The following is a 20,733-nucleotide window of genomic DNA, read 5'->3' as shown; positions in this document are numbered from 1 at the left end:
ACAATTTAGGCGCGAGCGCCAAGCGGGCGCTAGGTCATCCGGCTTACGGGCGGTTCGGTGCGGGATTGGGGCTTTTGCCGGTCCCGACCACAGAATAATGTATCTCCATGGCTGATCCCCGATTCATTCACCTCCGCGTCCACACCGAATATTCGCTGCTAGAAGGGGCTGTGCGGCTGAAAAAGCTGCCCGGGCTTTGCGCTGATATGGGCATGCCGGCGATTGCGGTGACGGACACCAACAATCTGTTCGCGGCGCTGGAGTTTTCCGTTGGTGCCAGCGGCGCGGGGGTGCAACCGATCATCGGCTGTCAGATGGACCTGCGCTATGTCGAACCGCAGCCGGGCGAGCGGGCAAAGCCACCCGCGCCGATTGTTCTGCTGGCCCAGAGCGAAGCCGGGTATGAGCATCTGATGAAGCTCAACTCGTGCCTTTACATGCGCCGCGACAACGAGTTGCCGCACGTGACACTGGAGGAACTGGCCCGGCATTCCGAGGATGTGATCTGCCTGTCCGGTGGGCCGGACGGGCCGGTTGGCCGCCATTTGCGGCAGGGCCACAGGGGCGCGGCGCAGGCGCTGATGACGCGGCTGGCCGAAATCTATGGCGACCGTCTGTATGTCGAATTGCAGCGCCATCCGGGCGAAGATGGCACACCGCCCGAGGCAGAGCGCCTGTCAGAGCGCGGCTTTGTCGAAATGGCCTATGAGATGAACCTGCCCTTGGTCGCCACCAACGATGTCTATTTCCCCAAGGAAGGCATGTACGAGGCGCATGACGCGATGATCTGCATCGCCGAGGGGGCCTATGTCGACCAGCAGGAGCCGCGCCGCCGTCTGACCCCACAGCACTATCTGAAGACACCGCAGGAAATGGCCGTCCTGTTTGCCGACCTGCCCGAAGCGCTTGACAACACGATCGAGATTGCGCGGCGCTGTGCTTTCATGGCTTACCGGCGCAATCCGATCCTGCCGAAATTCGCCGACGACGAGGTTGCCGAACTGCGCCGCATGGCGAACGAGGGGCTTCAGGCGCGTCTTGCGGTGATCCCCCATGCGGTCAGCGTCGAGGAGTACCAGGAACGTCTGGATTTTGAACTGGGCATCATCGAGGGCATGGGGTTTCCCGGCTACTTCCTGATTGTTGCGGATTTTATCCAGTGGGCCAAAGACCACGACATTCCCGTCGGGCCGGGGCGGGGGTCTGGGGCGGGCAGTCTGGTGGCCTATGCGCTGACCATCACCGACCTTGACCCGCTGCGCTATTCGCTGCTGTTCGAACGATTCCTTAACCCGGAACGGGTGTCGATGCCTGACTTCGACATCGATTTTTGCATGGATCGCCGCGAAGAGGTGATCCAATACGTGCAGGACAAATACGGCCACGACAGGGTGGCGCAGATCATCACCTTTGGTGCGCTTTTGTCCAAGGCGGCGGTCCGCGATATGGGCCGCGTTCTTCAAATGCCTTACGGTCAGGTTGATCGCCTGTCCAAGATGATCCCCGTCGAAGGGGTCAAACCGGTGTCGATCGAAAAGGCGTTGCAGGATGAACCGCGCCTTGCCGAAGAGGCCCGCAACGAAGAGGTTGTTGACCGCCTGTTGAAATACGGGATGCAGGTCGAGGGGCTGTTGCGGTCGGCGGGCACCCACGCCGCCGGTGTTGTGATCGCCGATCGACCGACGGATGAACTGGTGCCGCTTTACCGCGATCCGCGCTCGGAAATGCCGGCGACACAGTTCAACATGAAATGGGTTGAACAGGCCGGGTTGGTGAAGTTCGACTTTCTCGGCCTCAAGACGCTGACCGTGATCCAGAACGCCATGGACCTGATTTTCAAGTCCGGGCGGGATCTGCACGTGGCGGCGGATGGTACGCTGCTTTACGAACCCGCCGAAGGGGCGGAAAACCAGATCAACGCCATCCCGCTGGATGACGAGGTCACCTACAAGCTTTACGCCAGCGCCAAGACGGTCGCCGTGTTCCAGGTGGAAAGCTCGGGCATGATGGATGCGCTCAAGCGCATGAAGCCAACCTGTATCGAGGACATTGTCGCGCTGGTGGCGCTGTATCGTCCGGGCCCGATGGAAAACATCCCGACCTATTGCGAGGTCAAGAACGGGGTGAAGGACATTACCTCGGTCCATCCGCTGATCGACCATATCCTTGAGGAAACGCAGGGCATCATCGTCTATCAGGAACAGGTGATGCAGATCGCGCAGGTCATGGCGAATTACACGCTGGGCGGCGCCGACCTGCTGCGTCGAGCGATGGGTAAGAAGATCAAGGAGGCGATGGACGCCGAGCGCCCGAAATTTACCAAGGGCGCGGGCGAAAACGGCGTGGACGCCAAGAAGGCATCCGAGGTTTTCGACCTGCTGGAAAAGTTCGCCAACTACGGTTTCAACAAGTCGCACGCCGCCGCCTATGCCGTGGTCAGCTATCAGACCGCCTGGTTGAAGGCGAACCATGCCGTCGAATTCATGGCCGGGGTCATGAACTGCGATATCCATCTGACTGACAAGCTGGCGGTCTATTTCGAAGAGGTCCGCAAAGGGCTGAAACTGCCTTGGGTGCCGCCCTGCGTGAACCGGTCGCTGGCGACCTTTGACGTGGTGGACGGACAGTTGGTCTATGCGCTGGGAGCGCTCAAGAACGTGGGTCTGGAGGTCATGCGGCTTGTGGTGGCCGGGCGTGGCGACAAACCTTTTGTCAACGTCTTCGACTTTGCCCGCAGGGTGGATCTCAAGAAGATCGGCAAGCGGCCGCTGGAGATGATGGCCCGGGCGGGTTGTTTCGACGTGCTGGATTCGAACCGGCGGCGGATCTTTGATTCGCTGGACTCGCTGGTGGCCTATTCGGCGGCGATCCACGAACAAAAGGCTTCGGCTCAGGTGTCGCTGTTTGGCGAAGCGGGCGAAGATCTGCCCGAACCGCGCATGTCGCCCGTGCCCGATTGGCTGCCCGCCGAACGATTGGCCGAAGAGTTCAAGGCCGTCGGTTTCTACCTGTCGGGCCACCCGCTGGACGATTACATGCCCGCGCTCAAGCGCAACGGCGTCATGACGCTGGACGAGGTCACGCACAAGGCGCAGTCCTCACCGCTGGTGGCCAAGCTGGCCGGGGTGGTGGCCGGCCGGCAAGAGCGGAAATCGGCGCGCGGCAACCGGTTCGCCTTTGCCCAGCTCAGCGATCCGACCGGGGCCTACGAGGTGACGTTGTTTTCGGAAGCCTTGGAAAAATCACGCGATTTTCTGGAAAGCGGATCCAAGGTGCTGGTAACGGTCGAGGCGACGATGGAATCCGACCAGCTCAAGCTCTTGGGCCGCTCGGTTGCCCCGGTCGAGGCCGGTGTCGCCGGAGCCGGAGTGACGGGGCTGCGGATTTACGTGGAAACGCCGGGGGCGCTGCCGCAGATCGCTTCGGTTCTTGGCCGGGCCGCGGAACAAATGCCCAAGGCGCGGCGCGGCCCGATCCATCTGTTGCTCAATGATCCGGGACTGCCCGGTGAAGTCGAACTGGACGCCGGTACGGATTTCCCGGTGACGCCCGAGATCAAGGGCGCGGTCAAATCGCTGGACGGTGTGCTGGCGGTCGAGGACATGTGAGACCGGCAGGCGCGGATCTCTGCGGGTTGTCCACAGGCATGGTGGACGGAGGCCCATCTGGCGCGCTACAACCCCCCGAAGGTTTCGGGGAGTAAAGACATGCGCGCCAGCGTGATCCGAGGGGGAATATTGCTTTGCGTGGGGCTGGCGCTGGCGGGGTGCGGCGATCCCCTGTCCGAGGTTCCCAGGTACAGCGATGTGCCTGTGGCCGAAGATGCGGGGCAGGCGGATGTCCTGCCGCCCGAAACACCGCGGACCCCGGCAACGGCCCCGGCGCCCAAGCGTGGGCTTTTGGGCCTGTTCGGGGCAAAGGCGGCCGCCGCCAAGGGAGAGGTGCCGGATCCCGGTGCCACCGAGGCTGCGGACCCTGTCGAACTGGCCGAGGTTTCAGCCCCGGCCCGTGCCCGCCCGCCGCGTCGCGGTGCGCCCGACGCGCGCGAGGTGCCCTTTGGTGCGACCTTGCCCTATGGCGCGCTGGCCCGTGTCTGCGACGCACCGCGCCGCAAGCTGGGCAAGAAGGTCGAGGGGTATCCGGAGCGCGGCAGCAAATTCGTGCTGTACGACAGCGCGCCCGCTTCGACCGGACCGCGCAGTTTCTATCTCACCGGCTTCAGCGATGGCTGTGCCCGCCAGTTCACCGCGGCGCTGGTGATCTTTGGATCGCCGGAAAGCTACGAGCAGATCCACTATGGGCCGTCTGGTGAGGCCTTGCCGGTGTCCGAAACCGACGAGGCCTATGAAAAGCTCAAACGCCGGGTCTGCGGTGTCCGTAAGGGCAAACCCTGCGGGTCCAAGATGAACAGGCTGGCGCGGAACACGGTTTTTGTCAGCGTCTACGAACGGTTCGGCAGCAATCCCCGATGGAAGAACATCCTCTTGCACGATGGTGAAGTGCTGGCCATGGACATGAAAGGCTGAACCCTGCGGTCAGCCCGCATGGGTCAGTAATGTGGGGGGCGCTCATCGCCGAGGATGACGCCGCCTGAGCCCTCGGTCTCGCGTTCGGCTTCGCGCATCAGCAGCATTTCGACCCGGGCCGTCAGGCGCGTGATCTCGCGGTCCTGTCGGGCCACGGTTTCAGACAGGTCGTCGATGGCACGCAGGGCATGGGCAAGGCGTTCTTCGAGAAGGTCGGTTCTGTCACTCATGGCGTGGCGCTCCGTGGCTCGGTTGGACAGTTGAGTATTTGGACCAAGAAGAAGCTGCAAGGCGCTCTGCTTGCCCCGCGTGGGGCAAAGGGATAGAGGGAGCGCGACAAATCCGACAACCGGGGATGACCCATGGCCAAGCAGAAGAAAGCCCCGCGCCCCAAGGCGCAGACGCCCAAGGGGTTCCGCGACTATTTCGGGCCCGAAGTGACCGAGCGCGCCGAGATGTTGCAGACCATCGCCGGGGTTTACCATCGATACGGATTCGAAGCGCTGGAGAGTTCGGCCGTCGAGACCGTCGAGGCGCTGGGCAAGTTCCTGCCCGATGTGGACCGTCCGAACGAAGGTGTCTTTGCCTGGGAAGACGAGGACGATGGCTGGATGGCGCTGCGCTATGATCTGACGGCGCCCTTGGCGCGGGTCTATGCCCAGCATCGCAATGATCTGCCTTTGCCCTATCGGCGCTATGCCATGGGGCCGGTCTGGCGCAATGAAAAGCCGGGGCCGGGGCGGTATCGCCAGTTCTACCAGTGTGATGCGGATACCGTGGGGGCGGCCAGCGTGGCCGCGGATGCGGAGATCTGTGCCATGCTGTCGGACACGCTGGAACAGGTGGGCATTCCGAGGGGGGACTACCTGATCCGGGTGAACAACCGGAAGGTTCTGAACGGCGTTCTGGAATGCATGGGGCTGGACGATGATGCGCAGCGCGATGCTGTGCTGCGGACCATCGACAAGTTCGACAAGGTCGGCGAGGCCGGTGTGCGCGAATTGTTGGGCAAGGGACGTCTGGATGCTTCGGGCGCCTTTATCGACGGGGTGGGCCTGAGCGATGCGCAGGCTGATCCGGTGGTGGCCTTCCTGACCTCGGGACGGCTGGATGCGGCCGAGACGCTTGCCAACCTGCGGGCGGCCATCGGCAGCTCTGCCGTGGGCGAGGAAGGTGTGGCCGAGCTTGAGCAGATCGCGGATCTGCTGGCGGCGCTGGGCTATGGTCCGGATCGCATCATGATCGACCCTTCCGTCGTGCGCGGCCTTGGCTATTACACCGGGCCTGTCTTCGAGGCGGAGCTGACCTTTGAGATCCTCGACGAGAAGGGCCGCAAGCGGCAGTTCGGTTCTGTCGCGGGCGGCGGGCGCTATGACGATCTGGTCAAGCGGTTTACCGGGCAGCCTGTCCCGGCGACGGGGGTTTCCATCGGGGTTGACCGTCTGCTGGCGGCGTTGCGCGAAAAGGGCCGCATCGGCGGCTCGGTGCAGGGGCCGGTGGTTGTCACCGTCATGGATCGCGACCGGATGGCCGATTATCAGGCCATGGTGGCGGAGCTGCGCAGTGCCGGGCTGCGGGCCGAAGTTTATCTGGGCAACCCGAAAAACTTTGGCAACCAGCTGAAATACGCGGACAAGCGCAATTCGCCCGTGGCGGTGATCGAAGGCGGTGACGAAAAGGACAAGGGTGTGGTCCAGATCAAGGATCTGATCCTTGGTGCCAAGCTGGCCGCCGACGCCAGCCTGGAGGAATGGAAGGATCATCCCAGCCAGTACGAAGTGCCGCGCGATCAACTGGTCGCCAAGGTGCGTGAGATTCTGGACCTGCACAAATGACCCTTGCGGATATCAAGGACAAGGCGGCGGCGCTGAAGGCGCGGTTCGTCGAAAGCGGGGCCGTCTCGGTGGATTGCCCGGTTTTGTTGCCGGCAGAGGCGCTTTTGGATCTTTATGGCGAGGATATTCGCACTCGCGCTTTCCTGACCCATGATCCGGTGCGGGGCGAGGTGATCCTGCGCCCGGATTTCACCGTGCCCGTCGTGCAAAAGCATATGGCTGAAGGGGCGGAGCCGGCGCGCTATACCTATGCCGGAGAGATCTTTCGCCGGCAGGAAGAGCACCCCGAGCGGCCGTCCGAATACCATCAGGTGGGCTATGAGGTTTTTGACCGCGCCGATCCGGCCGGGGCCGATGCCGAGGTATTCGCGCGCTTTGCGGATTTGTTGGCGCCTCATGGCCTGCGCGCCGTCGTCGGAGATATTGGCATCCTGATTGCGGCGGTCCACGGGCTGGACACCAGCGCCGCGCGCAAGGCCGCCTTGATGCGGCATATCTGGCGGCCGCGGCGTTTCCGGGCGCTTCTGGAACGTTATGCCGGGCGCAGTCCGGTGCCGCCCAGCCGCACCGCCCTGTTGGGCGCTGGCGCGCCTCTGGCGCAGGCAGGGCCGATGATCGGGCTGCGCGGTGAGGATGAGATCGAGGATCGCGTGACCGCGCTGCGGGCCGATGCGGCAGAGCCGCGTCTGGCGGGCGAACAGGTCGACCTGCTGGATTCGCTGGTTCGGGTTTCGGAAACATGCAGCAACGCGCTGGAACAATTGCGTGACATTGCGGTGGACATGCCGGCCATCGGCAGCGCGGTTGACCGGCTGGCCGCGCGGTGCGACGCATTGTCGTCGCGCGGTGTCGACGTGGACAGCCTACCGTTTGACGCGAATTTCGGACGCACGTCGATGGAATATTACGACGGGTTCGTCTTTGGCTTTTCCGCGCCGGGACGTCCCGATTGGCCCTTGGTGGCGTCGGGCGGGCGGTACGATGCGCTGACCCGCCAATTGGGGCAGGGACGAGAGATCCCGGCCGTCGGCGGCGTGATCCGGCCCGGCCTTCTGGTTGACCTCAAGGAGGCAAGCGCATGAGCATCAAGCTGGGCGTGCCCTCGAAGGGGCGGCTGATGGAAAAGACCTTTGACTGGTTCGGTGCGCGTGGCATCGGGTTGGCGCGAAGCGGGTCCGAACGCGAATATTCCGGCGAGGTGACGGGCGTTGACGGTGTGGAACTGGTGCTGCTGAGCGCCGGGGAAATTCCGCGCGAACTGGCAGCCGGGCGCATTCACCTTGGCGTCACGGGCACTGACCTTGTGCAGGAAAAACTGGTCCAGTGGGACCAGAAGGTCGCGCCGCTGGCCGAACTGGGCTTTGGCCACGCGGATCTGATTGTCGCGGTGCCTGCCTGTTGGGTGGATGTGGATACGCTGGACGATCTTGATGCGGCGGCGGCGGCTTTTCGGGCCCGGCACGGATTTCGGATGCGGATCGCCACCAAGTATCACCGGCTGGTCCGGGCCTATCTGCACGACGGCGGCGTGGCCGATTACCAGTTGGTCGACAGTCAGGGGGCGACCGAAGGCACCGTCAAGAACCTGACGGCCGAAGCGATCGCTGACATCACCTCGACGGGCGAGACCCTGCGCGCGAACCACCTCAAGATCCTGTCCGAAGAGCCCGTGCTGCGCAGTCAGGCCACGCTGTTCAAGTCCCGCATGGCACCGCTGGATGACACCCGGCGCGACACCCTGCGGGCCTTGGAAGATCTGCTGGGGCTGTAACCGATCCGCTGATGCGAAAAAGGCGCCGGTTCCCCGGCGCCTTTTTGTTTTTGCCGATCTGTCTCGGGGTCAAACGAGTCCGTCGAAATCCGACGCTGCGTGACGTTCTTCCAGAGCGCCTTCCTCGGTCTTGTTGACGATGCGGCCGCGTTGAACGGCGGGGCGTTCCATAAGCTCGTCGGCCCAGCGCAGGACATTGGAATAGCTCTTCACGTCGAGGAACTCGCCCGCGTCATAGGAGGCGCCGTGAACGGTGCGCCCGTACCACGGCCAGATCGCCATGTCGGCAATGGTATAGTCCTCACCCACCATGTAGCGGTTTTCGGCAAGGTGGCGGTCCAGAACGTCCAGTTGGCGTTTGACCTCCATCGCGAAGCGGTTGATCGGGTATTCCATCGGGTAGGGGGCATAGGCATAGAAATGACCAAAGCCGCCGCCGAGATAGGGCGCGCTGCCCATCTGCCAGAACAGCCATGACAGCATCTCTGCCCGTTTTTCCGGTGCGCCGAGGAACGCGCCGAATTTTTCCGCAAGATGCATCAGGATGGCACCGGATTCAAAAACGCGGATCGGTTCCGCGCCGGAACGGTCCACCAGTGCGGGGATCTTGGAGTTCGGGTTCACCTCGACGAACCCGGACCCGAACTGATCCCCCTTGCCGATGCGGATCAGCCATGCGTCGTATTCGGCATCATGACCGGCGGCCAGCAGCTCTTCCAGCAGGATGGTGACTTTGACGCCATTTGGCGTGCCTTGGGAATATAGTTGAAAGGGGTGTTCCCCGACCGGCAATTCCTTGTCATGGGTGGCCCCGGCAATGGGGCGGTTCAACGAGGCCCAGGCGCCGCCGTTTTCCTTGTCCCATGTCCAGACCTTGGGGGGCGTGTACTGTTCGCTCATGGCGCGTGTCCTTCTCATGTCCTGCGGCGGAACTTATAGAGTCGGGGACGGATTGCCAGAGGGGGCGGCGGTGCACAGTGACTGTGCGGAGATAAAGGAAAGACCGGTGGCATTGGTCCTCGGGGCGGCGGTGCAGGCTGATGGGTCACCGTCGCCGGCGCTGAAGCGGCGCACCCTGCACGCGGTCGACCTGTGGCGGCGCGGAGATGTGAGGGCGCTGATCCTCTCGGGCGGCACAAGGACACATCCCCCGACCGAAGCCGAAGTCATGGCGCGCCTGTGCCGGGCGGCGGGGATGCCGGATACGGCTCTGGTGCTGGAGCCCGAGGCCCTGACCACCGAAGACAACATGCGGCTGTCCGCACCGTTGGTCTCGCGCATGGGCGCGCCCTGCGTCGTGGTTGTGACGGACAGATACCACGCCGCCCGCGCGTGCCTTGTGGCGCGGCGGGCGGGATTGACGGTGTGCGCCAGTTGCCCCGGTCTGACCGGCGCACCGGCCTGGCGCGTCATGCGCGCATGGTCACGCGAAGCGGTGGCCTTTGCCTGGTATTGGCTGCGTGGCGCGGGGCGCTGATCAAGGTGGCTTCGCTGTCGGGGTCAGCCGGGCAGGATCACCTCGACAAACTGCATATAGCCGTTCTGACCATAGACGTTGACGATCACATGCAGGTTGCCGCGCATGATGGCACTGGCGACATGCGGCGGCATGTAGCCGCTGTTGACCATTTGTTCCAGCCGGGCGCGGGCATTGATGTCGCCGAAATAGGGATCCCACTGATCGCCATACTGCGAGATGCCAAAGCGGTGATAATTTGCCCGGTCCTGCCGCAGAACCTGTGCGGGTGTCCCAAGGCGCACGCCTCTGGAGTTGTACAGATCCTGCTGACCAATGAAGGCGTTGTAGGACCCCATCAGTTGTTGTGCCTGCGCTGTTACCGGTGCGACAAGCGCCAGTGCGAGGGCGGATAGGAGAAAGCGGCGTTTCATGAAAACCTCCCGTGTCTGCTGTTGACCATCAGAGTCTAGCAGGCGCGACAGGGGCGGACATTGATACAGGCCAAGGATTCAGGCCATGAATAGAGGGGCCGGGAATAGGGTCCAAGAATTCGGTCCAAGAATTCGGGCCAGCCACGCTGTCAGAGCACGCCGATTTCCGCCAGCGCCCCGGCAAGTTCCGGCGGCAGGGGCTCTTCTTCGGCGCGGCTGCGGGGCAGATCTGGCGGCGCGTCTTCGGGGGCAAGGTAGCGCCAGCCCTGAAAGGCGCGCTTGGGCGCGGCTGCGGTACGGATCACCTCTGGGTCCAGCACCAGCGCACAGCGGTTGATCCCGTCGGCCCCGGTGACCGGGTCCAGCCGCAAAACGCGCTGGCGGCATTGGATCAACCCCTGGAACACCCAGTAGATCGAGCCGCCGTTCAGAACTTCGGCCTCGCGTTTGGGCCACATGCGGGTGACATGTCTGGGCAGGCCGTCCTCTGTCTGGGCACGGCGGGTGCCCTGCCAGTCCAGCAGGCTTTCGACGCTGTCGGTCCCGACGCTGAGCTTGATCAGATGGGTCGTGGCGGCCATGGGTCCCCCTTGAGTGCAGGAGATCATAGCGGACGGGCGGGCGGGTTCAAGGCGGCGCAGCTTGAGCGCGCGCCCCGCCTGTGAGAGCCTTGGTCCAGACCGGCAGGGGACATGGCATGACCTTGGAAATCGCGCGCTACCGCCGTTATCCCGAGCTGGAGGGCAAGACCCTGCTGATCTGCGTCGGCGGTACCAAATGTGCCACCAGTTGGCTGCACGGCTATCTGGACAGCCTGCCGGGTGTCACGCCGTCGCCGCTGAAGGAACTGCACTTCTTCAATCGCAAGTTTCCTCGTCTGGCGCTGAGCGACATGGACCTGCTGGCCACCCGGCGGCTGATGCTGTTTCTGTCGCAAGAGGGCAATCCGGCAGGGCACGTCAGGGGGTCGCCTCTGATCCGGGCGGCGCTGGACCGCGTGCAGATGATCTATGACGACAACGCTTATTTCGGGCATTTCGCAAGGATCTGTACTGCTGACACCAAGGTGCTTTGCGATGTGACCCCGGCTTATTCCTCGATCGGGGCCGAAGGTTTTGCCTGGATGCGTGAATTGTGTGCGGCGCAGGCGGTGCGGGCAAAGATCCTTTTTGTAATGCGCGATCCGGTGACGCGGCTGTGGTCGCAGCTGCGCCATATGCAGCAACAGACCATCATCGACGACGCGGGGGCGGTCTGGTCAAAGGCGCTGGCTTCCGAGGCCATAATGGCACGAGGGGATTACCGCCGGATCGTCACCGCGCTGGATGGATGTTTCGATGCTGATGACATCCTCTACCTGTTCTATGAAAACCTGACGCAAGAGCCCGCCTTGCAGCGGTTGTGTCGTTTCCTTGATGTGCCGCAGATCAAGGCCGACGTGCAGACGCGGCGCAATGAGACCGAGGTCAAGACCGCGCTGCCGCAAGAGGCGCGCCGGGCCTTCCTGCGGGCGCTGGCGCCGCAATACGCCTTTTGCCATGCGCGGTTCGGCGCCGATTTGCCTGCCGCATGGCAAGGATAACCTGACTGGGCGCGGCAGACGTTTTCACCGATCCTTTTTCCAAGGTCGCCGGTTTCGAGGCGAGCTTTGATACAAAGCCATTTTGCAATCGGTTCCGCGATGCGGACCCCTTAGAGGAGTTTGAGAACATGCCCGAAGATGGATTTTTCGGAGATATCGGTTTCGTCTTTACCAAAACGCAGACGCGCGACGATGGCGTGGAAACGATCCTGCGCGACGCGTCTTTCCAGCGGTTCGTTGGCAGCGACGTCGGTGTAAAGACTGCGGACACCACAACGGTGGACCCCGCAGACAGCGGTGGTTTGGCGGATCTGCTGCCGGGTGACGAATTTTGGCTTTGACCGCCGGGGTCTTTTGTCCCGTCGGGCCCAGCCCGCCCCTGCCTTGGCCGCCGTAGAGAAACGGCGGCCTTTCGTGTATAATGCGCCTCTGTCTTACGAGTCTCTTTTCCCGCGCCCCGGTTTTCGGGGTTCATTGCGTTAGGAGGACGGCACATGCCCGAAGACGCCTTTATCTTTGAAACATTCACGGTCGATCTGAACCGCGAGACCTTTTACCTCGTGAACCGGGCGGCGGTGGAAAACCATTTCCGGCATCAAAGCCACGAGTCGGCCCGCGAAGCGGCGCTGGAGTCGCTCAACCACGCCAAGAGCGTGATCCAGGGATTGATCACGGAACGTTATGACCTGGACCCGAACGATCCGCCGCCGCTATCTGAATTTCCCGATATCTAGGTGGCGAAACGGGTGGGTTTGGCCTTGATTTCCCAAGTTTCAGGGGCTGAGAGGCTGCGCGCCCTATCGGTTCCCTCTCCTCAATAGGATCACGATATGGTATAAGTCGCTTCCCTGTCTTCAACCTGTTGCGCGAACCGGTTAGGTTGCCGGTCTGCCATCAGAGGGAATCGCTCACTATGACCCGCTTTGCCGCCCCAATCGCCGAACAGATTTGGGACATGAAGTACCGTCTCAAAGAGTCGGACGGTACACCTGTCGACCTCAGCGTCGAGGACACGTGGCGCCGGATTGCGCGCGCGTTGGCCTCCGTCGAATCCGATCCGGTGCAATGGGAAGAGAAATTTTACACCGCGCTCGAAGACTTCAAATACCTGCCGGCTGGCCGGATCACCGCCGGTGCGGGCACCAACCGCACCGTCACCCTGTTCAACTGCTTTGTCATGGGAACGATCCCTGACAACATGGGCGGCATTTTTGAGATGCTCAAAGAAGCGGCCCTGACGATGCAGCAGGGCGGTGGCATCGGGTATGACTTTTCCACCATCCGGCCCAAGGGGGCCCCGGTGGCGGGCGTTGCTGCGGACGCGTCCGGCCCGCTGTCCTTCATGGACGTCTGGGATGCCATGTGCCGCACGATCATGTCCGCAGGGTCGCGCCGCGGCGCGATGATGGCGACCATGCGTTGCGATCACCCGGATATCGAATCCTTTATCAGCGCCAAGGCAGACAGCGCGCGACTGCGTATGTTCAACCTCAGCGTTCTGGTCACGGATGCCTTCATGGAGGCGGTCAAGGCGGACGGCCCGTGGGAGTTGCAATTTGACGGCGTGGTCTATCACACGCTGCCCGCGCGGGATCTGTGGAACAAGATCATGCGCGCGACCTATGACTACGCTGAACCGGGTGTGATCTTCATCGACCGGATCAACGAGGCGAACAACCTCAACTATTGCGAGACGATTGCCGCCACCAATCCCTGTGGCGAACAGCCGCTGCCGCCCTATGGCGCCTGTCTGCTGGGGTCGATCAACCTTGCGCGGCTGGTCTGGCATCCCTTCGAGGATGGCAAGGCGCATGTCTGCGAAGAACAATTGCAGGAAATGGTCACCACTGCGATCCGCATGATGGACAACGTGGTCGATGCGTCGAAATTCCCACTGCCGCAGCAAGAGGCAGAAGCCCGCAACAAGCGCCGGATCGGGCTGGGCGTGACCGGGCTGGCCGATGCGTTGCTGATGTGCGGTCTGCGCTACGGGTCGGAAGAGGCGGCACGCCAGACGGAACACTGGCTCAAGCAGATTGCCCGCGCCTCGTACCTTGCGTCGGTGCAACTGGCGAAGGAAAAGGGACCGTTCCCACTGTTCGATGCCGAGGCCTATCTGGCCAGCGGTACGATGATGGGCATGGATGAGGACGTGCGCGACGCGGTCCGCGAACATGGCATTCGCAACGCGCTGGTGACGTCGATCGCGCCGACCGGGACGATCTCGCTTTATGCGGGGAACGTGTCGTCGGGGATCGAGCCGGTCTTTGCCTATGCCTACACGCGCAAAGTTCTGCAAAAGGACGGCACCCGGACCGAGGAAGAGGTCGTCGACTACGCGGTGCAGATGTACCGCGAGAAATTCGGCGACGATGCGGAATTGCCCGAGTATTTCGTCAACGCCCAGACGCTTGCGCCGCTGGATCACGTGCGCATGCAGGCGGCGGCACAGCGTTGGGTGGATTCCTCGATCTCGAAGACGATCAACTGCCCTGAAGATATTTCGTTCGAGGACTTCAAGGACGTCTACCTTGCTGCCTATGAAACCGGCTGCAAAGGCTGTACGACCTATCGCCCGAACGACGTGACCGGATCGGTGCTGAGCGTGTCCGAGAAGGAAGACGTTGCCCCGGGCGAAGCGCCCGAGCAGGTCAAGCCGACCGGGCAGGGCGCCGAAGTGGTCTACATGTCCGAACCGCTGGACCGTCCCACCGAACTGGAGGGGGCGACCTACAAGCTGAAATGGCCCGACAGCGAGCACGCGATCTATCTGACCATCAATGATATCGTCGTGGGCGGGCACCGTCGGCCCTTTGAGGTCTTCATCAACTCCAAGAACATGGAGCATTTTGCCTGGACCGTGGCGCTGACCCGGATGATCTCGGCAGTGTTCCGTCGCGGCGGAGATGTGTCCTTTGTTGTCGAAGAGCTGAAGGCGGTCTTTGACCCGCGTGGCGGTGCTTGGGTGCAGGGAAAATACATTCCTTCGATCCTTGCGGCCATCGGCGGCGTGATCGAACGTCACATGGTGGCAACGGGCTTCCTTGAAGGCGAGGGGATGGGCCTGAAAAGCGACCCGCAGGCGCAGGTCGTCAACCTTGAACAACCCCGCGGCCCGGCCTGCCCGAACTGCGGCCAATACGACATGCGCATGGTCGAAGGCTGTATGACCTGCGGCTCCTGCGGCCACAGCAAGTGCGGCTGACATTGGTGCGCGGGGGTATGTAAGACCCCAGCCGATGACCTACTCTTTCAGGCCGCCGTGCGTTTTGCGCGGCGGCCTTTTCTATTCGCGCCAGTCCGACCGGTTGCCGAGCCGGTCAATCAGGAAGTCCATGAATAGCCGCGTTTTCGGTGTCAGAACATTGGATCGCGGATAGACCAGCCAAAGCACCGCGTGATCGTTCAGGCGCCAGTCCGGCAACACGCGAACCAGCCGCCCCTTGTCCAGTTCGCGCGCGATGCTCCAGAGAGAGTTGATTGACAGGCCCGCGCCGGCAATCGTCGCTTCGCGCTGGGCATCGCCGTCGTCAAGGAAGGTGCGGCAGGTCATGGCCTGTGGATCAAGCGGCGCAGTGGCGCCTTTGCTGTCGATCAACTCGCGTCGGGACAGGTTGGCCCAGGCAATAAACGCATGATCTGCAAGATGCTCGGGGCGCGTCGGTACGCCGTGACGGTCCAGATAGGCGGGCGCGGCGCAAAGAACGCGCGTGTCGTCGGACAGTTTGCGGCCCTTGAGGCTGCTGTCCGACAGGGGTGCATTGCGCAGCGCAAGGTCAAAGCTGCCCTCGATCGCGTCGAACCGCGTGTCCGACAGGCGCAGGTCCAGCGTTAGCTCGGGATAGCTGGCATGAAACTCTGGCAATAGCGGCATGATGTGCATCTGCGCAAAACTGCTGGGCGCTGCAAAGCGCAGGGTGCCGCGTGGTCCGGCGCTGGACCCGCCAAGGATCGCGCGGGCGGCCTCTGACTGGGCCAGAATTTCGCGCGCGTAGGGCAGAAACTCGGACCCTTCCAGCGACAGGGCCACCTTGCGCGTGGTGCGTCGCAGCAGTTCGACCCCCAGTTCGGTTTCCAGCTTTGCCAGTCGTGCGCTGGCAACAGCCGGGGCAAGGCCCAGTTCGCGTCCCGCCGCGCTGATGTTCAATCGTTCGGCGGCCATGACAAAAAGGCGCAGATTGTCCGTGTCCATGGGGTATTATCCTGCAAACCGGAATACTGAACTCGTGTTTGGGGTGATTTTATCGCATCGGGCAAGTGATATTTCCATCGGGCAACGAGATACCCGATGGAGTTTCCCATGAACGCGATCACCAAGGTTGGCACCGACCTGCAATCCCAGATCATCGATGCCTTCAATTTCCGCCACGCGACCAAGGTCTTTGACCCGGACCGCAAAGTGCCCGACGACCAGTTCGCCACCATCCTCGAAGCAGCGCGCCTGTCGCCGACCTCTTTCGGTCACGAGCCGTTCAAGATCCTGCTGATCCAGTCGCAGGACAAGCGAGAGCTGTTCCGCGAGTTTTCCTGGGGGGCCAATGGCATGATGAACGGGTCGACCGGGCAGCTTGGGACTGCCAGCCACTTTGGCATCCTGCTGGCCAGCACGGGCAAGACCATGACGGCCGGGTCTGATTACCTTCAGGATTTCTATCGCGACGTAAAGCAGTTGCCGGAAGAAGTGATCGAGATCTTCAACGGTGCCTACGGCAAGTTCCAGACCACCGATCACAACGTCACCACGGACCGAGAGATCACGGATTGGTCGGGCAAACAGGCCTATATCGTGCTGGCAAACATGATGACGGTCGGCGCGCTGATGGGCATCGATTCCTGCCCGATCGAGGGTTTTGACATGGCGCAGACCAGCGCCACGCTGGATCAGCATTTCGGCATAGACCCGACAGAATGGAAACCCGCAGTCATGTTCGCCTTTGGCTATCGCGCCAAGGATCCGGAGTTCGCCAAGACGCGCCGCGCGATGCAAGACACCGTCGCCTGGTTCTGAGCCACGAAAGGAAACCGATCATGGCCTATTATTCCGTTCTGGATGTTACGCCGACCAGCGAAGACTGGATCGCGGACTACCTGCCCGCGGCCAACGCCCGCGTCGCGGCGCATGGCGGCAGGTATCTGGCCCGCACTGCCAACCACCAACAGGTTGAAGGCGGCGAAACCCCGGCCGGATTGCGTATCATCATCGAGTGGCCCTCGAAGGAAAACGCCTTGGCCTTCATGGCGGATGACGCCTATGTGCCACACCTCAAGGCGCGGACAGACGGTTCGACCAGCCATCACTACCTGATCGAAGGCAAGGACGACCTTGCCTGACACCTTGTCCGGCGCCCGCCAATGGCGCCGGACCTGACCGGCCGGACGCAACTTGAACAAGGAAGACAGCTGATGCCAAAGACCATCCTCATCACCGGGTCCACCGACGGGATCGGGCTACAGGCGGCGCAGCGCCTGATTGCGGCGGGGCAGCGCGTGATACTGCATGGCCGCAACCGGTCCAGACTGGACGCTGCGCTGACGCAAACCGGGGCGGCAGCGGGCTATGTCGCGGATCTGTCTTCCGTTGCAGGAGCGCTGGATCTTGCGAAATCGGTGGCCGCCGATCATGAGACCTTGGACGTGCTGATCAACAACGCGGGCGTCTTCAAGACCGCGCAAGAGATCACGAACGATGGGTATGATCTGCGGTTCATGGTCAATACCATCGCGCCTTATGCACTGACCCGTGCCTTGCTTTCGATCATCCCCGCATCGGGCCGGGTGGTGAACCTGTCCTCTGCGGCGCAGGCTCCTTTCGATCTGACCGCGCTGCGCGGGGCCACCCGTCTTGCTGCGCAGGCGGCCTATGCGCAAAGCAAGCTGGCGCTGACCGCCTGGAACAGTGCCATGGCCGATCAGTATCCCGAGGGACCGTCCTTTGTTTCGGTCAACCCGGGTTCGCTCTTGGCGACGAAAATGGTCAAAGAGGGCTACGGCATCGCGGGTCATGACATCGGGATCGGGGCGAAAGTGCTGGAGGCCGCCGCCCTGTCCGATACATTCGCCAATCGCTCCGGTGCCTATTTCGACAATGACGCGGGACGGTTTGCCGATCCGCATGGATTCGCGCAGAAGCCGGTAAACCGGGCGGCCCTGATGGCGGAACTGGACCGGATCATTCAGGCCTGACCCTGCGGCCGGCGCGGGTCAAAGCAGGCTGAGCCGGTGCTTTTTGAGCAGGTCCAGCAGCATGGACTTGGCATATTGCCTATGTTCACGGTGCCGGGTGGCGGCGCGGGTGGCGTCGCCTGCGCGGATCGCATCCAGAACTTCATGGTGGTCGGCGTTCGACTTGTCCGGGGCAGGGCGCATGTAGAGCGTGGTCAGGCGCGCGCGCGCGACCTGATCGCTCATCATCTCGAAAATATCCATGGCGCGATGGTTGCCGCCCAGCCGCATAAGTTCGCGGTGAAAGGCGTGATCGGCTTCGGCCCATGTCTCGCGGTCATCTGCGGCAAGGGCGGCGTCCATGTCGGCGATGGCCGCGTCGAGAGGGGCAAGCCGGTCGTTTTCGGGGCGCAGTTCGGCCGCCTTGCGGGCGGCCAGCGTTTCCAGTTCGGTCAGGATGTCATAGATTTCTTCCATGTCGGCAGGCGATACCGGCAGGATGCGCACGCCCTTGCGGGGGCGCACCGTCAACAGGCCGCGCGACTCGAGGATGACGCAGGCCTCGTGGATCGGTGTGCGTGACATCTCCAGTCGGGCGGCAAGCTCGCTTTCGAGGTGATCGGTGCCCGCGGCCAGTTCGCCGGACAAGATCATGTCACGCAGCCGGATCTGGGCGCGTTGGGTGTAAGATAGATCACCTTGGGCAGTCACGTTAAAGCAAGCCTGACTTTTCTACCGGTTTCCGAGGAGTCATAGATTGCCTGTTCTATCGCGATGACCGCAAGATAGTCTGCGGCGGTATTTTCCGGAGTATCGCCATTTCGCACGGCGTCGATCACGTGGGATTGCAGCAGGTGTACGCAATCACCTCCGAAACCGGGTGAGTCTTGCGCAGGCAGCAACACCTCCTCGGTCAAGTTTCCAAAGGCGCGGAACCGCACCGCGCCGTCGCCGCCAAGGCTGAGGGTGCCTTTGGTGCCTTCCACCAAAGCCTCGCCCAGCGTCTTGCGGTGGTTTTCGGCGGCATGATCCAGCAGGCGGTTGCCGTCAAAGAGGCTGCGTACGCCGTTGGGATGGTCAAAGAGGATATAGCCCGCGTCTTCACCCGCGATCACGGGATTGACACGCCGCAGATCCGCGTAAACGGCGTTTGGTGCGCCCAGAAGAAACCGGAAGGTGTCGATCCAGTGTACCGCGGTTTCATGGACAAGGAATCGCTCCATCTTTTGGAAATAGGGCTGACGGTCGAGATAGGCGCGCGGGCCCTGTCCGTCGCCGGTGCGCAGGCGAAATGTCATTTGCAGGACAGTTCCGATGCGTCCGTCATCCAGTGACCGGCGGATGGCGCGATACCACGGCTGAAAGCGAAAGTTTTCATGCACCACCAGCGTTGCGCCGGCGGCCTCCGCTTCGGCGATGATGGCGCGCGCCTCTGCCATGTCGCGGCAAAATGGTTTCTGGCAGATGATCGTGCGCACCCCCTGTGCCAAGGCGGCGCGGATACAGGCCGCATGGCTGGGCGGAGGCGTGATGATGTCCAGAACGTCGGGCCGGGTTTCGCGCAGCATCCGGTCGAGATCCGTAAAGGGCGGGGCCCCGTGTGAGGCGGCCTTGGTCGCGTCGTGATCGCATTGGCCCATCAACTGGACAGCGGGCATCCGCTGCCAACTGTCGACGTGAAACTGGCTGAAATAGCCCGCCCCGACGCAGGCAACCCGCAGGGGCGTCAAGGCCGTCCCGTTCTGGTCGATTGTCATCTTATATCCCCCCCTGCGCTGTGCCCGGGTCAGCCGGGGCATCGTCGGTTCCGGATCACTATACGTGAAGGTTGCAATTGACAATGCATTGATTAATGCATACGCAAAATTATGCGAACAAGAATTTCTCAGGGAGGACGAGATATGAAATTTGCTGGAACCACATTTCTGAAGGTTGTCGCCGCGACGGCGGCTTTGGCGCTGGGCGCCGTTGGTGCGCAGGCGCAGACCATTCTCAAGTTCAGCCATACCGACAATCCGGGCGGCTCGCGGGACAAGGCCGCCAAGGTTTTTGCCGAAAAGGTCGAGAGCTATACCGAAGGCCGTTACAAGGTACGGATCTTTCCGGCCGGGCAGTTGGGCAATGACCCCAAGGCCATCGAGCAGTTGCAGCTGGGCGGCGTGGATTTCACCGTGTCGGCAACCGGGTCTTATGCGACGCATATGCCCTCACTGAACCTGACAGCGATGCCGTTCCTCGTGGACAGCTATGAACAAGGCTGGGCGTTCTACGATTCATCCGCGTGGTTGCAGGGGGAATTCGACAAACTCCCGGAAAAAGGGATCCGGGTGCTGGCCACATGGGAGGCCGGCTTCCGCAGCTTTACCACCACCTTCCCACTGAACAGTCCGGCAGACGCCGAAGGCAAAAAGATGCGGGTCTTTCCGAATGACATGATCCGCTGGACGATGGAGGCGATCGGCTTTCAGACAGTGGTGATGCCGGTCACGGACGTCTACCTTGCCATCCAGCAGGGCACGGTGCATGGGCAGGAAAACCCGGTCGATACCATCGTATCGCTCAAGTTTGCCGAGGTTGCGCCGAACCTGACGTTGACCCGCCATGTCTATTCGCCGCTGCCATTGACCGTGGCAGAGCGGACCTGGGCCAAACTGTCCGAGGAAGATCAGCAGGCGATCCTCAAGGCAGCCGCCGAATCCTCGGCTTACAGCCGCAAGCTGGTGGCGGATTCGGTTGCAGCACAGCTGGATCAATTGGCGGCCGAAGGCACCACCGTCATCACGCCTGAAATCGGTCCCTTCCGCGAGGCTGTGGCCACTGTCTACGACAAGGCACGCGAGGTCTATGGGGCCGACGTGGTGGATCGGGTGCTGGCGGATGCCGCCGCAATCCGCGCCGCCAACTGATTTCTCAACCTGCGGCCCGGGCGCTGTTGGCGTCCGGGCCATCTGTTTCCCTGGACGCGAC

General features: G+C 62.4%; 21 protein-coding genes. 14 read left to right on the top strand and 7 right to left on the bottom strand.

What is annotated here, in order from left to right; genetic code table 11:
- The first annotated feature begins 107 nt into the window (after positions 1-107).
- A complete protein-coding gene (gene dnaE / locus KJP30_RS08630) occupies positions 108-3,608 on the top strand; it encodes a DNA polymerase III subunit alpha (RefSeq protein ID WP_218448638.1) in 3,501 nt (1,166 codons plus the stop codon).
- Between the two features lie 99 nt (positions 3,609-3,707).
- A complete protein-coding gene (locus KJP30_RS08625; protein ID WP_218448637.1) occupies positions 3,708-4,526 on the top strand; it encodes a hypothetical protein in 819 nt (272 codons plus the stop codon).
- 23 nt (positions 4,527-4,549) lie between these two features.
- Here KJP30_RS08625 and KJP30_RS08620 read toward each other — a convergent pair whose 3' ends face one another.
- Positions 4,550-4,756, bottom strand: coding sequence for a SlyX family protein (locus KJP30_RS08620; protein ID WP_218448636.1), 207 nt, complete (start codon positions 4,754-4,756; stop codon positions 4,550-4,552).
- A 132-nt stretch (positions 4,757-4,888) separates the two neighbouring features.
- Here KJP30_RS08620 and hisS point away from each other — a divergent pair, with 132 nt between their 5' ends.
- The 3 genes from hisS to hisG are packed head-to-tail and all read left to right on the top strand — an operon-like array spanning position 4,889 to position 8,132.
- Complete coding sequence (gene hisS, locus KJP30_RS08615) at positions 4,889-6,361, top strand: histidine--tRNA ligase (RefSeq protein ID WP_218448635.1); 1,473 nt, start codon at positions 4,889-4,891, stop codon at positions 6,359-6,361.
- The gene (locus KJP30_RS08610) at positions 6,358-7,443 is read left to right on the top strand and encodes an ATP phosphoribosyltransferase regulatory subunit (RefSeq protein ID WP_218448634.1); all 1,086 of its coding nucleotides are present in this window, start codon (positions 6,358-6,360) and stop codon (positions 7,441-7,443) included. Before hisS ends, KJP30_RS08610 begins: the two co-directional genes overlap by 4 nt.
- A complete protein-coding gene (gene hisG, locus KJP30_RS08605; RefSeq protein ID WP_218448633.1) occupies positions 7,440-8,132 on the top strand; it encodes an ATP phosphoribosyltransferase in 693 nt (230 codons plus the stop codon). Before KJP30_RS08610 ends, hisG begins: the two co-directional genes overlap by 4 nt.
- Positions 8,133-8,201: 69 nt before the next feature.
- Here the strand turns inward: hisG and yghU are convergent, their stop codons facing one another.
- Positions 8,202-9,032 carry a glutathione-dependent disulfide-bond oxidoreductase gene (gene yghU / locus KJP30_RS08600; protein ID WP_218448632.1) on the bottom strand — a complete coding sequence of 277 codons (831 nt, stop codon included), beginning with the start codon at positions 9,030-9,032 and terminating at the stop codon, positions 8,202-8,204.
- Between the two features lie 106 nt (positions 9,033-9,138).
- On the opposite strand from yghU, the gene KJP30_RS08595 reads away from it, so the two are divergent.
- Positions 9,139-9,609 carry a YdcF family protein gene (locus KJP30_RS08595; RefSeq protein WP_218448631.1) on the top strand — a complete coding sequence of 157 codons (471 nt, stop codon included), beginning with the start codon at positions 9,139-9,141 and terminating at the stop codon, positions 9,607-9,609.
- 23 nt (positions 9,610-9,632) lie between these two features.
- On the opposite strand, the gene KJP30_RS08590 is transcribed toward KJP30_RS08595, so the two are convergent.
- Together KJP30_RS08590 and KJP30_RS08585 are read right to left on the bottom strand one after the other, a co-directional pair.
- Positions 9,633-10,022, bottom strand: coding sequence for a hypothetical protein (locus tag KJP30_RS08590; RefSeq protein ID WP_218448630.1), 390 nt, complete (start codon positions 10,020-10,022; stop codon positions 9,633-9,635).
- Between the two features lie 149 nt (positions 10,023-10,171).
- Positions 10,172-10,603 (bottom strand): DUF1489 family protein, encoded by a 432-nt coding sequence (locus tag KJP30_RS08585; protein ID WP_218448629.1) that lies wholly within the window; start codon positions 10,601-10,603, stop codon positions 10,172-10,174.
- Positions 10,604-10,719: 116 nt separating this feature from the next.
- On the opposite strand from KJP30_RS08585, the gene KJP30_RS08580 reads away from it, so the two are divergent.
- The 4 genes from KJP30_RS08580 to KJP30_RS08565 all read left to right on the top strand — a co-directional run bounded on the left by KJP30_RS08580 (position 10,720) and on the right by KJP30_RS08565 (position 14,809).
- On the top strand, positions 10,720-11,604 hold the full coding sequence (locus KJP30_RS08580; RefSeq protein ID WP_218448628.1) for a sulfotransferase: 885 nt from the start codon (positions 10,720-10,722) through the stop codon (positions 11,602-11,604).
- A gap of 128 nt (positions 11,605-11,732) precedes the next feature.
- Positions 11,733-11,945, top strand: coding sequence for a hypothetical protein (locus KJP30_RS08575; protein ID WP_218448627.1), 213 nt, complete (start codon positions 11,733-11,735; stop codon positions 11,943-11,945).
- A 153-nt stretch (positions 11,946-12,098) separates the two neighbouring features.
- The gene (locus tag KJP30_RS08570) at positions 12,099-12,338 is read left to right on the top strand and encodes a hypothetical protein (protein WP_218448626.1); all 240 of its coding nucleotides are present in this window, start codon (positions 12,099-12,101) and stop codon (positions 12,336-12,338) included.
- Between the two features lie 179 nt (positions 12,339-12,517).
- Positions 12,518-14,809, top strand: coding sequence for an adenosylcobalamin-dependent ribonucleoside-diphosphate reductase (locus KJP30_RS08565; protein ID WP_218448625.1), 2,292 nt, complete (start codon positions 12,518-12,520; stop codon positions 14,807-14,809).
- An 81-nt stretch (positions 14,810-14,890) separates the two neighbouring features.
- Here KJP30_RS08565 and KJP30_RS08560 read toward each other — a convergent pair whose 3' ends face one another.
- A complete protein-coding gene (locus KJP30_RS08560) occupies positions 14,891-15,796 on the bottom strand; it encodes a LysR family transcriptional regulator (RefSeq protein ID WP_218448624.1) in 906 nt (301 codons plus the stop codon).
- A 108-nt stretch (positions 15,797-15,904) separates the two neighbouring features.
- On the opposite strand from KJP30_RS08560, the gene KJP30_RS08555 reads away from it, so the two are divergent.
- The 3 genes from KJP30_RS08555 to KJP30_RS08545 all read left to right on the top strand — a co-directional run bounded on the left by KJP30_RS08555 (position 15,905) and on the right by KJP30_RS08545 (position 17,787).
- Positions 15,905-16,612: an NAD(P)H-dependent oxidoreductase gene (locus KJP30_RS08555; RefSeq protein WP_218448623.1), complete on the top strand. Its 708-nt coding sequence runs from the start codon at positions 15,905-15,907 to the stop codon at positions 16,610-16,612.
- A gap of 20 nt (positions 16,613-16,632) precedes the next feature.
- A complete protein-coding gene (locus KJP30_RS08550; RefSeq protein ID WP_218448622.1) occupies positions 16,633-16,935 on the top strand; it encodes a DUF1330 domain-containing protein in 303 nt (100 codons plus the stop codon).
- Between the two features lie 72 nt (positions 16,936-17,007).
- Entirely contained in the window at positions 17,008-17,787 is a 780-nt protein-coding gene (locus KJP30_RS08545) for an SDR family NAD(P)-dependent oxidoreductase (RefSeq protein WP_218448621.1), read from the top strand.
- A gap of 18 nt (positions 17,788-17,805) precedes the next feature.
- Here KJP30_RS08545 and KJP30_RS08540 read toward each other — a convergent pair whose 3' ends face one another.
- Positions 17,806-18,477 (bottom strand): GntR family transcriptional regulator, encoded by a 672-nt coding sequence (locus KJP30_RS08540; RefSeq protein ID WP_343222757.1) that lies wholly within the window; start codon positions 18,475-18,477, stop codon positions 17,806-17,808.
- Positions 18,474-19,523, bottom strand: coding sequence for a Gfo/Idh/MocA family protein (locus KJP30_RS08535; protein WP_218448620.1), 1,050 nt, complete (start codon positions 19,521-19,523; stop codon positions 18,474-18,476). Before KJP30_RS08535 ends, KJP30_RS08540 begins: the two co-directional genes overlap by 4 nt.
- A gap of 144 nt (positions 19,524-19,667) precedes the next feature.
- On the opposite strand from KJP30_RS08535, the gene KJP30_RS08530 reads away from it, so the two are divergent.
- Positions 19,668-20,672, top strand: a complete 1,005-nt coding sequence (locus tag KJP30_RS08530) for a TRAP transporter substrate-binding protein (protein ID WP_218448619.1) — start codon at positions 19,668-19,670, stop codon at positions 20,670-20,672.
- Positions 20,673-20,733 lie beyond the last annotated feature (61 nt).

Source organism: Antarctobacter sediminis (genome assembly GCF_019218285.1).
In the GTDB taxonomy this organism is placed as follows: Bacteria; Pseudomonadota; Alphaproteobacteria; order Rhodobacterales; family Rhodobacteraceae; genus Antarctobacter; species Antarctobacter sediminis.
The sequence above is the reverse complement of the archived record's forward strand: the minus strand, read 5'-3'. Positions and strand labels throughout refer to the sequence as shown.

Excerpts from the sequence above, each read along its gene's own strand:
- dnaE (WP_218448638.1), top strand. The coding sequence starts at position 108 with ATGGCTGATCCCCGATTCATTCACCTCCGCGTCCACACCGAATATTCG.
- KJP30_RS08625 (WP_218448637.1), top strand. The coding sequence starts at position 3,708 with ATGCGCGCCAGCGTGATCCGAGGGGGAATATTGCTTTGCGTGGGGCTG.
- KJP30_RS08620 (WP_218448636.1), bottom strand. The coding sequence starts at position 4,756 with ATGAGTGACAGAACCGACCTTCTCGAAGAACGCCTTGCCCATGCCCTG.
- hisS (WP_218448635.1), top strand. The coding sequence starts at position 4,889 with ATGGCCAAGCAGAAGAAAGCCCCGCGCCCCAAGGCGCAGACGCCCAAG.
- KJP30_RS08610 (WP_218448634.1), top strand. The coding sequence starts at position 6,358 with ATGACCCTTGCGGATATCAAGGACAAGGCGGCGGCGCTGAAGGCGCGG.
- hisG (WP_218448633.1), top strand. The coding sequence starts at position 7,440 with ATGAGCATCAAGCTGGGCGTGCCCTCGAAGGGGCGGCTGATGGAAAAG.
- yghU (WP_218448632.1), bottom strand. The coding sequence starts at position 9,032 with ATGAGCGAACAGTACACGCCCCCCAAGGTCTGGACATGGGACAAGGAA.
- KJP30_RS08590 (WP_218448630.1), bottom strand. The coding sequence starts at position 10,022 with ATGAAACGCCGCTTTCTCCTATCCGCCCTCGCACTGGCGCTTGTCGCA.
- KJP30_RS08585 (WP_218448629.1), bottom strand. The coding sequence starts at position 10,603 with ATGGCCGCCACGACCCATCTGATCAAGCTCAGCGTCGGGACCGACAGC.
- KJP30_RS08580 (WP_218448628.1), top strand. The coding sequence starts at position 10,720 with ATGACCTTGGAAATCGCGCGCTACCGCCGTTATCCCGAGCTGGAGGGC.
- KJP30_RS08575 (WP_218448627.1), top strand. The coding sequence starts at position 11,733 with ATGCCCGAAGATGGATTTTTCGGAGATATCGGTTTCGTCTTTACCAAA.
- KJP30_RS08570 (WP_218448626.1), top strand. The coding sequence starts at position 12,099 with ATGCCCGAAGACGCCTTTATCTTTGAAACATTCACGGTCGATCTGAAC.
- KJP30_RS08565 (WP_218448625.1), top strand. The coding sequence starts at position 12,518 with ATGACCCGCTTTGCCGCCCCAATCGCCGAACAGATTTGGGACATGAAG.
- KJP30_RS08560 (WP_218448624.1), bottom strand. The coding sequence starts at position 15,796 with ATGGACACGGACAATCTGCGCCTTTTTGTCATGGCCGCCGAACGATTG.
- KJP30_RS08555 (WP_218448623.1), top strand. The coding sequence starts at position 15,905 with ATGAACGCGATCACCAAGGTTGGCACCGACCTGCAATCCCAGATCATC.
- KJP30_RS08550 (WP_218448622.1), top strand. The coding sequence starts at position 16,633 with ATGGCCTATTATTCCGTTCTGGATGTTACGCCGACCAGCGAAGACTGG.
- KJP30_RS08545 (WP_218448621.1), top strand. The coding sequence starts at position 17,008 with ATGCCAAAGACCATCCTCATCACCGGGTCCACCGACGGGATCGGGCTA.
- KJP30_RS08535 (WP_218448620.1), bottom strand. The coding sequence starts at position 19,523 with ATGACAATCGACCAGAACGGGACGGCCTTGACGCCCCTGCGGGTTGCC.
- KJP30_RS08530 (WP_218448619.1), top strand. The coding sequence starts at position 19,668 with ATGAAATTTGCTGGAACCACATTTCTGAAGGTTGTCGCCGCGACGGCG.